13 protein-coding genes are annotated in these 14,148 nt (G+C 53.5%); 8 read left to right on the forward strand and 5 right to left on the reverse strand.

The genetic code is table 11. The annotated features are described in order from the left end of the window. The first annotated feature begins 73 nt into the window (after positions 1 to 73). Positions 74 to 859 (forward strand): SDR family NAD(P)-dependent oxidoreductase, encoded by a 786-nt coding sequence (locus AC07VO_RS06310; protein ID WP_192351125.1) that lies wholly within the window; start codon positions 74 to 76, stop codon positions 857 to 859. Between the two features lie 111 nt (positions 860 to 970). Here AC07VO_RS06310 and AC07VO_RS06315 read toward each other — a convergent pair whose 3' ends face one another. Together AC07VO_RS06315 and AC07VO_RS06320 are read right to left on the reverse strand one after the other, a co-directional pair. Next, the gene (locus AC07VO_RS06315) at positions 971 to 2,242 is read right to left on the reverse strand and encodes an OmpP1/FadL family transporter (protein ID WP_018927738.1); all 1,272 of its coding nucleotides are present in this window, start codon (positions 2,240 to 2,242) and stop codon (positions 971 to 973) included. Between the two features lie 198 nt (positions 2,243 to 2,440). Next, entirely contained in the window at positions 2,441 to 3,067 is a 627-nt protein-coding gene (locus AC07VO_RS06320; RefSeq protein ID WP_018927737.1) for a TetR/AcrR family transcriptional regulator, read from the reverse strand. A 386-nt stretch (positions 3,068 to 3,453) separates the two neighbouring features. On the opposite strand from AC07VO_RS06320, the gene AC07VO_RS06325 reads away from it, so the two are divergent. Beyond that, positions 3,454 to 4,629 (forward strand): PAS domain-containing sensor histidine kinase, encoded by a 1,176-nt coding sequence (locus AC07VO_RS06325; RefSeq protein WP_096480413.1) that lies wholly within the window; start codon positions 3,454 to 3,456, stop codon positions 4,627 to 4,629. Between the two features lie 481 nt (positions 4,630 to 5,110). Here the strand turns inward: AC07VO_RS06325 and AC07VO_RS06330 are convergent, their stop codons facing one another. Further along, a complete protein-coding gene (locus AC07VO_RS06330) occupies positions 5,111 to 6,037 on the reverse strand; it encodes an AraC family transcriptional regulator (protein WP_192351123.1) in 927 nt (308 codons plus the stop codon). A gap of 165 nt (positions 6,038 to 6,202) precedes the next feature. On the opposite strand from AC07VO_RS06330, the gene AC07VO_RS06335 reads away from it, so the two are divergent. From AC07VO_RS06335 to AC07VO_RS06345, 3 genes are all read left to right on the forward strand, one after another. Then, complete coding sequence (locus AC07VO_RS06335; RefSeq protein WP_192351121.1) at positions 6,203 to 7,252, forward strand: NAD(P)-dependent alcohol dehydrogenase; 1,050 nt, start codon at positions 6,203 to 6,205, stop codon at positions 7,250 to 7,252. Positions 7,253 to 7,296: 44 nt separating this feature from the next. Continuing rightward, on the forward strand, positions 7,297 to 8,319 hold the full coding sequence (locus AC07VO_RS06340) for an alpha/beta hydrolase (protein ID WP_026331598.1): 1,023 nt from the start codon (positions 7,297 to 7,299) through the stop codon (positions 8,317 to 8,319). Between the two features lie 88 nt (positions 8,320 to 8,407). Next, positions 8,408 to 9,616: an MFS transporter gene (locus tag AC07VO_RS06345; RefSeq protein WP_064617133.1), complete on the forward strand. Its 1,209-nt coding sequence runs from the start codon at positions 8,408 to 8,410 to the stop codon at positions 9,614 to 9,616. Between the two features lie 72 nt (positions 9,617 to 9,688). Here AC07VO_RS06345 and AC07VO_RS06350 read toward each other — a convergent pair whose 3' ends face one another. Both AC07VO_RS06350 and AC07VO_RS06355 read right to left on the reverse strand, forming a co-directional pair. Next, on the reverse strand, positions 9,689 to 9,877 hold the full coding sequence (locus AC07VO_RS06350) for a hypothetical protein (protein ID WP_019649145.1): 189 nt from the start codon (positions 9,875 to 9,877) through the stop codon (positions 9,689 to 9,691). A gap of 139 nt (positions 9,878 to 10,016) precedes the next feature. Next, positions 10,017 to 10,448, reverse strand: coding sequence for an Lrp/AsnC family transcriptional regulator (locus AC07VO_RS06355; protein WP_019578517.1), 432 nt, complete (start codon positions 10,446 to 10,448; stop codon positions 10,017 to 10,019). Between the two features lie 200 nt (positions 10,449 to 10,648). Between AC07VO_RS06355 and AC07VO_RS06360 the strand changes: the two genes are divergently transcribed. The 3 genes from AC07VO_RS06360 to AC07VO_RS06370 all read left to right on the forward strand — a co-directional run bounded on the left by AC07VO_RS06360 (position 10,649) and on the right by AC07VO_RS06370 (position 14,095). After that, positions 10,649 to 11,368, forward strand: a complete 720-nt coding sequence (locus AC07VO_RS06360) for a YczE/YyaS/YitT family protein (protein WP_018927730.1) — start codon at positions 10,649 to 10,651, stop codon at positions 11,366 to 11,368. 100 nt (positions 11,369 to 11,468) lie between these two features. Next, positions 11,469 to 12,953: an AmmeMemoRadiSam system radical SAM enzyme gene (gene amrS / locus AC07VO_RS06365; RefSeq protein WP_018927729.1), complete on the forward strand. Its 1,485-nt coding sequence runs from the start codon at positions 11,469 to 11,471 to the stop codon at positions 12,951 to 12,953. Then, on the forward strand, positions 12,950 to 14,095 hold the full coding sequence (locus AC07VO_RS06370; protein ID WP_192351119.1) for a trans-sulfuration enzyme family protein: 1,146 nt from the start codon (positions 12,950 to 12,952) through the stop codon (positions 14,093 to 14,095). The genes amrS and AC07VO_RS06370 overlap by 4 nt, the downstream gene beginning before the upstream one ends. Positions 14,096 to 14,148 lie beyond the last annotated feature (53 nt).

The following is a 14,148-nucleotide window of genomic DNA, read 5'->3' on the forward strand; positions in this document are numbered from 1 at the left end:
AGAGTGGGTTCGCTCACCGACTGACGCGGTCAGCAGCCAATTGCTCAATAGAAACCAACCGGAGTAAAGCGAAATGAAGTCGAACGAAAATTCCTGGGTGCTCATCACCGGCGCATCAAGCGGATTTGGCGAGGAGTTTGCCCGGCAATATGCAGCGCAGGGAAAATCGCTCGTTCTGGTAGCAAGAAGGCTGAGTAAGCTCGAAGCGCTATCGGCGCAGTTGCGCGAACGCTTCGGCGTTGATGTGATCGTCGAACAAGTAGACCTGTCCTCGATCCCGGCGATCATCGGACTGCATGAGCGACTCAGCGAACGCAATATAGTGATCGATGTGCTCATCAACAATGCGGGTCATGGATTGCAGGGGCCTTTCCTGGATCAACCTCTGGATGAGTCCCTGACCATGATTGATTTGGATATCGCCAGCCTGACAGCCCTGACACGCCTTTTCGCGGCCGACATGCGAGCCCGCAAACGTGGGCACATCCTGATGGTCGCCAGCTTGCTGTCCTTCCAGGGCGTGAAGAATTTCGCCGTTTACTCTGCCGCGAAAGCCTATGTTCTTCGCTTCTCTGATGCGCTTCATCGCGAACTGAAAAAAGACGGCGTCGTCGTTACCGCACTGTGCCCAGGAATGTCGGATACCGGATTTGCAGAAAGCGCCAAGCAACGGATCACACCGGCCTTAAAAATGGTGATGATGCAGCCTCAACCCGTCGTACGCGCAGGAATCCGTGCGCTGCAAGCCGGACGCATGAGCGTGGTGCCGGGTTTTGGCAACAAGGCCATTACTGTCTTGACTTGGGCCACACCTCGTCGGTTTCATCAGGGCCTTATGGCGCAGGTGATGGGAGTCTGAGGGGACGACAAAGAGGCCTTTTACCTCAGGGGAAAGGCCCGAGATGTGTTCCTAAAGGTCGGGAGGCAACGCGTGCTCCCGACAGGACATTCATCGTGTAACAGCACTCAATTAGAAGCGGTAACTCACAGACGTACCGAGCCCGTTCGCACTGTTCTTAAATTTGGCACTGTATGCACCTCTGTTCGCAGAGGCGTCGTTGATCTGCACGCTCTCCTCCCATAAGTAGGAATAAGCAACATCGATCGTGACATTGTCCGCCGGAGTCCAGCCAGCACCGAAGCTGATAACCTTCCGGTCACCCGTAGGAATGCGCGGTCCACGGTTGGTGTTGTTGGTGGGAGACTGGTCGACCGAGAAGCCTGCGCGAAGTACCCATTGGCTGTTCAATTTGTACGCCGTGCCGATAGCGTGAGCCCACGTATCATGCCAGTTCTGTTCTTCGGTAATAGTGCCCAGCGAGCCGCTCAACAAAGGGGGTAAACCCGTGTTCTCGATGGTTAATTCTTTAAAGCGACTCCAGCGTGTCCAGGTACTCCCCAAATATAGAGTCCAGTCATTATTGAGCTGATGAGTCACCGAGAAATCCACTGACTCTGGGGTATCCACATCCAGCGAAGCGTCATAACTCCGGCCGCTGACCCCCAACACGCTAAAGATGCCGTCGGTGACCTTGGTCTTGGCGTCCAAGTGGTAACTGACCTTGGAATGGTAAGTCATGCCCAAGCGAGTTTGGTCTGTAGCCTGCACCAGGATACCGGCGTTGAAACCGAGGGCCGTGTCATCGCCCGTGCTTTTGAGTTTTCCGTCATTGCGACCTGGGCTAAGTGGATTGGGCACCATCCCGGACAGCTCACCGGTGATGCGGTTGATGGTCGGACCGAAGCCGATCGAAACTTTGTCGTTAAAGGCATAGCTGATGGTGGGCTGGAACGTAAGGGTCGTGACCTCACTTTTGTTGGCGTAGTAACGCCCGGCAAAACCGCTGCCATAGTCAGTCATCAGACCGAAAGGTACATAAAAACCTACACCGAACGCCCAATGCTCATCGATGGGTTTGACGTAGTAACCCATAGGCACTGTGGTGGTTGGCACCATGTCGCCGTCTTCCTGGCCTCCGAATGTACTGCGGGTTTGGCTTATGTCGGTCTTCGCGAATAGAGTCGCCGCGCCCACGCTGACCTGCTCTCTTTTCAATCGAGACATACCCGCCGGATTACCGAAGACCGTGCTCGCATCTTCAGCGGATGAGGAGCGCCCGGCAAACCCGGACCCCATCCCACTGACGCTTTGTTCATTGAGAGCGAAACCGCTTGCAAACACATTTGAAGATGCGAGCACGACAGCGAGGCCAAATGGGCTCTTGAGCAACATTTTTTTCATTGTTTGAACTCTATGGGATCACTGAGATGAAGCAGTAGAAGTAACGGCTCACCATATTTATTCATGTGACCAATTCAGTCAACGGTCACAATGCGAATAAATGAAATGCCCTTCGACGACTGGAAGAAGGGCAAAGTGAAAAGCCGTTTTGGTGATGTGTCGCTTACACAGGCGTGACGTAAAACCGTTAGCCGAAGGTCAAGGCATGAGGCTACGCAAAATGAGGTTGGCGGTGAGCGTGGGCGCCTCCTCGACATAATCGAGGTTGTACTGCAGGAGTAAAGGATTGACGAAAGGCCGCAAAGCCAGATGTATCGCTTCTACTGTTTCGTCCAGGGGAGTCTTGCGTTCAAATTCGCCGATCTCTCGCCCCTCCCGCACGATTTGCAACACGAAGCGTTTGATCTGTGCGTCATAAGCCTGCGTACTGGGCCAGCTTTCCGACGCCGCAAATGCTGCAATGTCATAGAGTTTTCGGTCGTTAAAGAACAGATTCACGCCTGTGGCGACCACAGTTTTGACCAATCGTCGAAAGCGTTCCGTCGGCGACAGGTCTTCTACATTGATCGCCTGCTCCACAGCCGCGACGATTTCTGCCAGACAATTTGCGCAGATGGCTTCACCGATCGCCTGCTTGGAATCAAAAAATTTGTAGATGTAGGCCTTGGAAAACCCAATGGCCCTAGCCAGGTCGGAAACCGTGGTTTTGCCGTAGCCGTACTGACTGAAGTGTTCGTTGGCCGCCGCAACAATCTGGTCTCGAATGTCGTGATCGGCTGGGCCACGGGGGCTGGGCGAAGCTGAAGATATTGATGGCTGATTCATGGGAACAGCTTACTCACCCAATCGCCGACTGACAACTTGTGACCGATAAGATATCTAGTCACGAATCGGCCATTTTGAACGACTTTTCCAAGCGCCCACAAACTTCATCACTTGAGCCGGTCGACAGTGGCTGCCTCGAAGAGTTGTTGCAGCGCGACACACGACTGATTTATTGGAGAACATTATCTGATAGTCCTTCAGTGGTGAGTGCGGCCGCCCTTGACACCGTTAACGATCGGCTGTGGATTCAACCGGTCGATGCAACAGATTGGCTAACCCTCCGTATGTCGAGACCAAGCACTGCAAAAGGAGTAAATTTTGAGAGTCCTTGCCCAAGTGGTGTCTATAATTTTTCAGATATCGGCCCCATTGGTCAGTGAATACAAATGCCCGCAGATGACGACTCGCTGCCCGGTTCTGAAATTCTCTTCGATGAAGCTGATTGTGGCTTACTGCTTACCGCAGAAAATGGCCAGATCGCACAGGTCAACCTCACCTTCTGCCGCTGGATTGGCTACCGCAGGAGTGAGCTGGTCGGTCGTCACATCCAAGACCTGATGAGCCCTGAAGGGAGGACGTTTCACAGGACGTACTGGGCGCCCCTTATGCAAATCCAGGGCGTGATCGCTGATGTCAAATTCGATCTCGTTCACTACAACGGACATTCAATTCCGATGATGCTCAGCGCCGTCCGTTGTGAGAGTTCTGCTGGCATATTTCATGAAATGACGCTGTTCAAAGCCGAAGATCGGCAAAGATACGAGCGTGAGCTGCTCCATGCCCGAATGCTCGCAGAAAGACATTTGGCAAAACACCTCAAGGATCAACGGGTGATGGATATCACCCAAGACAAGCTGCGCATCACTTACGCCGCGGCGGAAGACCGGGCCCTGTTCGCCGAGCAGCTTATCGGGATTGTCAGTCACGACCTGCGCAACCCATTGTCGGCGATAAAAATGGCAACAGAACTGCTGGGCCGCAGGGAGATGGATGCTAAGCAGGCACAAATCCTTGGCCACATCACCCACTCCGCAGAGCGCGCGCAGCGGCTGGTGGCCGATCTGCTGGATTTCACCTTGACGCAGGTCGGGCGAGGTATCGCAGTTCTGCCCAAACCCGTCGATCTACACGAACTGGTGGCCGACTGTCTGGACGAGTTGAGTCTGGCGTTCCCCGGGCATGAATTGACCCACCTGCGTTATGGGCAAGGTGACTTTACTGCCGACAGTGATCGACTCTATCAGCTCATCGGCAACCTGGTCGCCAATGCAGTCGCCTACGGTGCTGCCGATAGCGGAGTCACCGTTTCTTCGCGCATCGAAGATCCAGCGGTCATTATTACAGTCCACAACCTTGGCACACCCATACCACCTGAGTTGCTCAAGGACCTGTTCGAACCGATGATCCGCGGCAGTCATGACAATGCTGAACTTAGAAGTGTCGGGCTGGGTTTGTTCATTGTTCGTGAGATCGCCAGGGCGCACCACGGCGACGTGGCTGTAACGTCTTCTCTAACGAGCGGAACAACATTCACTGCAACCTTTCCTCGCACCATAAATTAGCTTGGGTTGACCTTCGCTCAACCCCGTCGCCCTCCTTTGCTAGCCGTCGATAGCGTGGTGTGTTGCTTGCCAATCTGGTCCGCGAAGACTGGTGCCCTTCAACGACAAAACGCCTACCAGTTTACTGTTTGCCCGCAAATTGCCCAATCGCTCAGGCTGGGAAAACACTGGAGTAAGCCGAACGGGGTGTGTCCTGCAGCCACGGTGCACTCCTCGAGCACATGCAAATTAGCCGAGGTTGCCGCGAGGTGCCGCCGTCGAGACTGGTTCGGGGAACGGAACTGCGAACGAAGGTGTCATCTGTATTAGGCACCGTGGTGTCGCAATCCTGTTGGGATAGAGAGGTGATTTTCATGAACAATATTATCTACATCGTCGGGGCAGTTGTGATTGTCCTGGTTATTCTGTCGTTTGTCGGCCTTGTATAGCCTTAGCTGCCAGCTGAGAACCGTCCTGATGGCGCCTGCCTGACAGGGTGCATTTATGTTGCTACCTCCTGCCCTCGCAACATCGCAATATCCCGCTTGGGGGGTACGCCAAACAGACGGCTGTATTCGCGGCTGAACTGCGACGGGCTTTCATAGCCGACCTGGTAGGCTGCGCTTGATACTTCCTGATGCTCGTTGAGCATCAATCGCCTCGCCTCGTTCAATCGCAACCACTTCTGGTACTGCAACGGGCTCATCGAGGTGAGCTGGCGGAAGTGGTGATGAAAGGTGGGTGTGCTCATCTGCACTCGCGCCGCAAGTTCTTCGACGCGAAGTGCCGAGGCGTAATTCAACTTCAGCCAGTCGATGGCTTTTGCGATGCGATAACCCTGGCCATCGACCGAGGTAATCTGCCGCAACCTGGCAGCCTGATCGCTCTTCAAGAGACGATAGTGAATTTCGCGCTGAATCAGGGGCGCAAGCACAGGGATGGCTTCGGGTTCATCGAGTAGCGCCAGCAAGCGCTCGAACGACGCCAACATGGCAGGCGTTACTGAACCAATCCCGACACCTTTCACCACTGATCGATCACGGGCTGGCGGCAAGTCACCCTGCACTATCAGCTCAGCCAGCATGCGCAGATCGAGCTTCAAAGTCAGCCCCAGGCATGGCTGCTCCGGGCTTGCCACCAGCACCTCAGAATTGGCGGGCAAGTCCAATGAGGTGATCAGAAATCGCGACGTGTCATACGGGTAGCCCTCGCCACCTACCCACAGCTGTTTCTCACCTTGGGCGACGAGGATGATGCTTGGCTCGACCATGCAGACGACGGGCGGCGACGGATGTTCGCGCCTGAAAAAGCCCAGGCCCGCAATGGGCGTTCCGTAGTCACCTGGTTTCGGGATCTGCTCGCCAATGATCCGCGCAAGCGTTTCTTGTGGCGACAGGTGTTGAGCAGCGGTGTCGTGTTTGATCGTCATGTTCGCCTTGTACCTCTTCGCTGAACTCTAACTCGCCCGCTTACGACCGTCCTGCAAAAAAACAGAGACTCATAGAATCAGGCAAGTAATCCAGTGCAATGCACTACAGGGAGTCTGGGCAGAGCCGGAAAATGTTCATCCGACAAAGCCATTGAGGACTCTCCCATGCTTGTACAAGCCTATGGTGCTCATGCGGGCGACAAGCCCCTTGAACCGTTGCAAATCATTCGCCGCACACCCGCCACCCATGACGTTCAGATCGATATTGCCTTTTGCGGCATCTGCCATTCGGACTTGCACCAGGTGCGCGCCGAGTGGGCGGGCACGCAATTTCCCTGCGTACCGGGGCACGAAATTGTGGGTCGTGTATCGGCGGTCGGCGCGCATGTTGTGGATTTCAAAGTCGGCGATCTGGTCGGTGTCGGTTGCATCGTCGACAGCTGCAAACACTGTGAAGACTGTGCCACGGGGCTGGAAAACTATTGCGACGGCATGGTCGGCACCTACAACTTCCCGACCCCGGACGCACCTGGCTGGACGCTCGGCGGCTACTCACAAAACATCGTGGTGCATGAACGTTATGTTCTGCGTATCCGCCATCCCGAAGAACAACTGGCCGCCGTCGCACCACTGCTGTGTGCGGGCATCACCACCTATTCCCCACTCCGTCACTGGAACGCCGGGCCGGGCAAGAAAATCGGCGTGGTCGGCATTGGTGGCCTGGGCCACATGGGCATCAAGCTGGCCCACGCGATGGGCGCCCACGTCGTGGCGTTCACTACATCCGAATCCAAGCGCGAAGCGGCGAAGGAGTTGGGCGCTGACGAAGTGGTGGTATCGCGCAACGCTGAGGAGATGGCCGCGCATGCCAAGAGCTTCGACTTCATCCTCAACACCGTCGCAGCCCCCCACGATCTCGATGCCTTCCAGGTTCTACTCAAGCGCGATGGTGCGCTGACCCTGGTCGGTGCGCCCGCCTCGCCGCATCCATCGCCCAATGTGTTCAACCTGATCATGAAACGACGAACGATTGCCGGCTCGATGATCGGCGGTATCCCCGAGACGCAGGAGATGCTGGATTTCTGCGCCGAGCACGGCATCGTCGCCGACATCGAGTTGGTCCGGGTCGATCAGATCAACGAATCCTATGAGCGGATGCTCAAGGGCGACGTCAAGTATCGCTTCGTGATCGACAACGCCACATTGGCTGGCTAAGCGAAAGGCGCCAGCGAATAACCACTCATCAAAAGGACTATCCAGTGAAAGGCATTTTGCTTGCCCTAGGGCTGCTTGTTACCTCTTTTTCTTCAACGGGAGCCGATTTGTCGAACGGCGCGGACAACTTCTACAAAAGCGAAAAAGTGACGGTAGAAAAGGTCACCTTCAAGAATCAATACGGCATGAAGGTGGTGGGCAATCTGTTCATCCTGAAGAACCTCAATCCTCAATCGAAGAATGCCGCGATCATTGTCGGTCATCCAATGGGGGCAGTGAAGGAGCAGAGTGCAAACCTCTACGCCACAAAAATGGCCGAACAGGGATTTATCACACTGTCGCTGGACTTGTCCTTCTGGGGTGAAAGTGAGGGCACGCCTCGCCAGGCCGTTTCGCCTGATATCTACGCCGAAGACTTCAGTGCCGCCGTGGACTTTCTCGGCTCTCGCCCATTGGTCGATCGTGAACGTATCGGCGTCATCGGTATTTGCGGCAGTGGCAGCTTCGCCATCAGTGCGGCCAAGATCGATCCGCGTCTAAAGGCCATCGCCACCGTCAGCATGTACGACATGGGCGCCGCCAATCGTAATGGCCTCAAGCACAGTGTAACGATCGAACAACGCCAGCAAATCATTCGCGAAGCGGCGCAGCAGCGCAACGCCGAATTCTGGGGTGGCGAAGTCCGCTATACCAGCGGCTCACCACTGAAGCTGACCGGCAACGCCGTGGGTGACGAGTTCTACGATTTCTATCGCACACCGCGTGGTGAGGTCACCCCTGCCGGCGCATCGGCACAGACAACCACCATGCCGACGCTGACCAGCAACGTGAAATTCATGAACTTCTATCCGTTCAACGACATCGAGACGATCTCCCCTCGCCCACTGCTGTTCATTGCTGGCGCCCGGGCACACTCACTCGAGTTCAGCGAGGATGCCTACAAACGCGCGGCAGAACCTAAAGAACTGCTCATCATTCCAGATGCCGGCCATGTGGATCTTTACGACCGGGTCAACCTCATACCATTCGCCAAGTTGACCACGTTCTTCAAAAGCAACCTGAAGTAGCCTGAACAGAGCCCTGGCCGGGCATCCGTTCTCACGCGCGGCCTCGTTCCCGGGGCCGCGACGCTTCGCGCATTACAGGATTCAATCAATGATCCAACACACGCTCTCAGCCCCGCGAAAACCTGAACAATCATGGGGCGCCGTGTTCGCCATGTCGCTCGCCGCCTTCGTCCTGGTGGCATCGGAGTTCATGCCCGTCAGCCTGCTGACACCGATTGCCGCCGATCTGCATATCACCGAAGGGCAAGCGGGCCAGGGCATTTCAGTCTCTGGGCTGTTTGCGCTATTCGCCAGCCTCCTGACCGCTTCGGTGGCGGCGCGGGTCGACCGCAAGCCACTGCTGTTGTCCCTGACGCTGCTGATGATCGTTTCAGGAACCGTGGTCGCGTTCGCGCCGAACTACTGGGTGTTCATGGCCGGCCGCGCGCTGATCGGCGTGGCAATTGGTGGCTTCTGGTCATTATCGGCGGCAACTGCCATACGCCTGGTGCCCGACGACCAGATCGCTCGCGCCATGGCAGTCGTCAATGGCGGCAACGCTCTGGCGACAGTGATTGCAGCACCTCTGGGGAGTTTTCTCGGAGCCTTCATCGGATGGCGCGGTGCATTTTTGTGCGTCATCCCGGTCGCGGTAATCGCCAGTCTCTGGCTTTGGGTGAGCCTTCCTGCGATGAAGTCGCAAAGCGGTTCAGGCACTGGAAATGTTTTCAGGTTGATGAAAAGCACACCGGTCGCGTTAGGCATGGCGGCGGTCAGTGTCTTTTTCATGGGCCAGTTCATGCTATTTACCTACCTGCGCCCGTTCCTTGAAACGGTCACGCACGTCAGTATTTCCATGCTGTCACTGATGTTGCTCGTCCTCGGCCTGGCAGGCCTCGCGGGAACCTTCCTGATTGAAGCATTCTTGAAAAATGGCCTGCATCGCACCCTCATCGTCATCCCGATATTGATGGCGGCGATCGCGCTGGCACTCGTTTCGTTCGGCAGCTCTGCGGCTACCACCACCGTCTTGTTGGGTCTCTGGGGGCTGGTTGCGACAGCGGCGCCGGTGGGATGGTGGACATGGCTGGCCAGAACATTGCCAGAGGATGCTGAAGCCGGAGGCGGCTTAATGGTGGCGATCATCCAACTGGCCATTGCATCCGGCGCAACCGTTGGCGGGCTGGTATTTGATTCGAACGGCTATCGAGCGACTTTCGAGTTGAGCGCCACGCTGCTGGGCGTGGCGGCAGTTCTTGCCTTCCTGGCGGCACGCGCTGCCTCGCGAGAACCTGTTGCATCGGAGAGCATCGCTTGAAAAAACACAAGACATGCCAAGGCGAGTCTTGTGTTCCCTGTGGGGCAATCGGTTGCAGACTGGACGGTAAAATCAGCGTGCGCTGTCGATGATTTGGCCACCGTCAGGCGTCAGGCTATACCCCGTCAAAAATTGCCCATCCTTGCTGGCGAGAAACAGCACCACCGGTGCGATGTCCTCTTCGGGTGATCCATAACGGCCAAGTACGTTAGTGGGTGCAGGCACATCGGCCGCAGTACCCCAAGCGTCTGCGACCGGCATGACATTGTTCACCGTTCCTCAAAGGGCCGTGGACGTTGATTACTAATTCAGGGGCAGATGAATCGCTGCTGGCGCCGTTCCGGGCAAACAAAATGATCACCCTTGAAATAGCTGACAGCTGACTGTTCTATGTACGGGCTCAAGGGACAAGCTTTCTTCTCTCGATGGGGACAGACAAGACAATGCTTGTACGTGTCTCACCGTACGCGTTGATCTTCGCAATGATATTTTCGATATCGGCCATTGACCTGGCATAGATCCTGATCAGGTAGGAGTCGTTACCCGTGACGTGCAGGCACTCAACGACTTCGGGTATGTCGTTGAGCGTCGCTATCAATTTGGATTTCGCAGGCTTGAGGGTGGTCATGCCGACGACAGCAGATATGCCGAACCCTAGTTTGGTTGGATCTAACTGAGCGCTATATCCCTTGATGACCCCAGAATCTTCGAGCTTTCGCAACCGATCAGTGGTGGCGGGAATAGAAAGACCTGCGTGCTTGGACAGCTCCGTGATGGAAATGCGACCAAAGTCCTGCACCTTCCCCAAGATTTTGATGTCTATACGGTCCATGTAAGCTCCCACAGCAAAAAGTATAAATTTTAATGAAAAGCACCCGGTTTTCATTAAAAAATAATGCACCAAAATAAAGCAGAGTGCTAGTCTATTTGCAGCCCGGTAAAGCCTAACAAGAACCCGGGTAATCAATAGCTCTGAATCCTTAGCGTTACGCACTGCATAATAAAATATTCTCCTCCAGGGATGGTGTTCGTATGGAAGATGAAAAAATAAAGTGTGAAAAAAAATCCTATCCATCATTCGCGAATTATATTGGAACGCAAGTCCTAAGTTTTCGTGATTTCAAGATGGATCAGATTTTTATGTATTTGGCTGGCGTCGCCCTTTTCTCGGTGGGGGCCAAGTTTTTCATAGTCAGTCAACTGGGGACTGACCCATTAGATGTCCTGATCATCTCGATAAATAAAATACTCATGCTCGGAATGGGCGTTTGTTCGGGTATCGTTTCTCTATTCTTTCTGCTGTGGTGGATGCTCTGGAACAAGAAATATCCTCCGATAAGCCCATTTGTTACAACCACACTTACAGGTCTGTTGATTGACCTCTGGTCCGTGCTGGGGCTTGGAGAGTATTTGATTGTCAGAGTGAATGAGTACACGATATTGGCGATGGGTCTGGTGCTGTGTGCTTATTCGTCTGCACTGATTATCATGAGCGGTATTGGTATCAGAATCATGGACCTTGTGGTGCTTACCATGGTGTCCAAATGGGCGTGGTCATTCACCAAAGCCAAAATGATAATTGAAATTGGCATCTTTTCAACCGGATGGCTTCTAGGCGGGCCCTTCGGTATGGGAACCATTGCATTCTTGTTGGTCATAGGCCCTCTTATACAGCCATTCATGAATATAAACGCCAGGCGTTTTTCACTTAAAAATTATGGATTGACCAGCGTTTCTTCCGCCTATCAATAACTACTAGGGGATTGCTGCCACTGTGGCGGCGGGATTGTTTCGCCTCGACTATTTAAACCGATGATATTGACAGCAACTTCCGTGAAATGAGGAGTGAGAGATGGACACTACAAAAAATAAAAACTGGACCTTGGAAAGCACGCCTGCAAAGTTGGAAGAAATACTCCCGAACGGCGTTGTAAAGTGTCATCTTTCTCCCCGAAACTGTGTCATTCAGGAGGGTAAAGTAGGTTTTTGCAAGGTGCGCGGAAACAGAGGCGGCCGGTTAGTTACATTGAATTATGGCAAAGGCGTTCACAGCACCGAAGAGACCATCGAAACCGAGGCGGTATTCCACTTTGCTCCCGGAGAGCGAATCCTTTCCCTAGGCAATATCGGCTGCATGCTTAACTGCGGCTACTGCCACAATTGGAAGACCTCTCAGGCCAAGTATGTGACAGACAAAGATGTTTACTACTATACGCCTGAACAGGTTGTAGAAACCGCCTTAAAGCATGGTATACGCGTTATCTCCTGGACGTATAACGACCCTGTTGTCTGGCATGAATTTATCCTCGATACGGCAAAACTGGCAAAGGAAGCGGGCTTAATCAATTTATATAAATCAGCTTTTTTTATCAGTGAAGAAGCCATTGATGAACTATTGCCCGTCATCGACATATTCTCGATTTCGCTAAAGTCCATCTCCCCCGAATACTATCGAAAAGTCACAACAGGCTGGGTAGAGCCCGTTCTGGCTGGCATCAAGAAAGTATACGATGCTGGTAAATATGTTGAAGTCAGCACCTTGATGGTTACCGATATCAGTGACGATGAGGATACCGCCAGGAAAATCAGCCAGTGGGTACTGGATGAACTGGGCCCGAATGTACCGCTCCACTTTGTAAGGTTTCACCCTGATTATAAAATGAGTAATAGCATCAGGACGCCCGTGGATAGACTCCTGAAGGCCCGGGACATTGCCCGGAGCATGGGGGTTGAGCATGTTTATCTGGGTAACGTAAATGATGTCGAGGGCACCAATACCAACTGCAATAATTGTAACGCTCTACTCGTTACCCGCTACGGTTTGAATGCTGAACTGATCGGATTGGATAGCAACGGTTGCTGCACCCGTTGTGGGCACGACGCACACTTCAAGTTACTGGGCGAACACAAAGCGAACATGCCTGTTGAACTGCGAGAGGCTGCATTGACCTCTTACGAGAAGCGAAAGTTCGAGTGGCATGGGGATATCGTATCGCTGCACGCCCAAGTGCTGAATACTGAAGACTTTGAACAGACCGTCTACCTGCGGCGCAACTATACCGACGGGCTCAACAGTGATTGGAAATCACTGACATTGCGGCCGTATGAAAGCTATCGATTTATTATTGCCAAGGCACGAATTGATGAATCAGGCCCTGAAGTCTGGCTTCCCAAGGGGGTGAACTCAAATCTTCATGAAGTATTCGACAGGGCTCACTTCCCAACCGAGTCGATTGAAGAGATTGGTATTTCGCAAAACGACATCACGCCGACCATTGGGTATGAAGGCAAGCAGAACATGTATGAGCAGGTTATCAAACTGGTGAGCAAATCATGAGCGTGTCTACTGAAATACTCCACATCAGGGTCGATGACCGAGAGGCCCACCCATCCGTGACGCCTATTTATCAGTGCAGCGCTTTTAGCGCTGACTCGGCGTTCTTCTACTCGAGAAAAGCCAATCCCAATGTGACTGAGCTGGAACAGGTTGTCGCTGCACTGGAAGGAAGCGAATACGCCTTGGCCTACAGCACCGGAATGAGTGCCATCTACATGGTGCTGGAGCTGCTGAAACCTGGTGGGTCGCTGGTGATCAACAAATATATCTATGGCTGTTCTTATAAGCTGTTTCAGCGATATGCGGCACGTATCGGTGCGAAACTGACGATTCTGGATCTCACCACGGAAAGTGGATTGAAAGAGTTGCCGTCGGACGTGGACATGGTCATTTTCGAAACGCCGACCAACCCCTTCCTGAAAGATATTGATATTCATGCGGTCAGCAAGGCGGTTAAGCAAAACAACCCACACGCTCTGGTGGTCGTTGACAACACGTGGGCCACTCCGATATTTCAAAAGCCTCTGAACTTCGGCGCGGATATTTCTCTGTACAGCGCAACGAAGTATTTCTCCGGGCATAGCGATGTCATGGGCGGCCTGGTACTCGTCAACAATGAAATGATTTATACGCGCCTCCTCGAAGGCCGCTTTTACTCAGGCTCAATATTAGCGCCTAACAGCGCATGGCTGCTTCGCAGAAGCATGCAGACATTTAACCTGCGCATGGAGAAACACAGCAACACAACCTCCAGCATGCTCAACTATCTGCGGGAACTGCCCTTTATTGAGCATGTATATTATCCACGAGTCGATGGTAAACAATTGACCGGCTACGGTGGCATTGTGTTTGTTGATATTCGGCCCGATCTGGTCCCCTTTTACAAAACCTTCACCAGCTCCCTCAAATGGTTTGGAACGGGTACGGGAATGGCCTGTGTCACGTCAATGGTTGCGCAACCCTTTAGTGGAAGCCATGCCTCGATGACTGAGCAGGAAAAAGCGGATATGGGAATTGAAAAGGGTTTGGTTCGATTGTGTTTTGGTTTAGAGGCCCTTGAGGATCTTAAAGAGGATCTGCTTCAGGCATTTGTAGCCATGGAAAATATGGCCGATCAAAAAAGCGCACTTAAACCTGCGTAACAGATGTTAATCATGAGCAACGAGCCTTCAATGGCTCGTTGCTTTTTATGGAG

The sequence above is a fragment of the Pseudomonas sp. GW821-FHT03E01 genome, assembly GCF_059420765.1.

Excerpts from the sequence above, each read along its gene's own strand:
- AC07VO_RS06330 (WP_192351123.1), bottom strand. The coding sequence starts at position 6,037 with ATGACGATCAAACACGACACCGCTGCTCAACACCTGTCGCCACAAGAA.
- AC07VO_RS06315 (WP_018927738.1), bottom strand. The coding sequence starts at position 2,242 with ATGAAAAAAATGTTGCTCAAGAGCCCATTTGGCCTCGCTGTCGTGCTC.
- AC07VO_RS06360 (WP_018927730.1), top strand. The coding sequence starts at position 10,649 with ATGGAAGATGAAAAAATAAAGTGTGAAAAAAAATCCTATCCATCATTC.
- AC07VO_RS06355 (WP_019578517.1), bottom strand. The coding sequence starts at position 10,448 with ATGGACCGTATAGACATCAAAATCTTGGGGAAGGTGCAGGACTTTGGT.
- AC07VO_RS06325 (WP_096480413.1), top strand. The coding sequence starts at position 3,454 with ATGCCCGCAGATGACGACTCGCTGCCCGGTTCTGAAATTCTCTTCGAT.
- amrS (WP_018927729.1), top strand. The coding sequence starts at position 11,469 with ATGGACACTACAAAAAATAAAAACTGGACCTTGGAAAGCACGCCTGCA.
- AC07VO_RS06335 (WP_192351121.1), top strand. The coding sequence starts at position 6,203 with ATGCTTGTACAAGCCTATGGTGCTCATGCGGGCGACAAGCCCCTTGAA.
- AC07VO_RS06370 (WP_192351119.1), top strand. The coding sequence starts at position 12,950 with ATGAGCGTGTCTACTGAAATACTCCACATCAGGGTCGATGACCGAGAG.
- AC07VO_RS06350 (WP_019649145.1), bottom strand. The coding sequence starts at position 9,877 with ATGCCGGTCGCAGACGCTTGGGGTACTGCGGCCGATGTGCCTGCACCC.
- AC07VO_RS06345 (WP_064617133.1), top strand. The coding sequence starts at position 8,408 with ATGATCCAACACACGCTCTCAGCCCCGCGAAAACCTGAACAATCATGG.
- AC07VO_RS06310 (WP_192351125.1), top strand. The coding sequence starts at position 74 with ATGAAGTCGAACGAAAATTCCTGGGTGCTCATCACCGGCGCATCAAGC.
- AC07VO_RS06320 (WP_018927737.1), bottom strand. The coding sequence starts at position 3,067 with ATGAATCAGCCATCAATATCTTCAGCTTCGCCCAGCCCCCGTGGCCCA.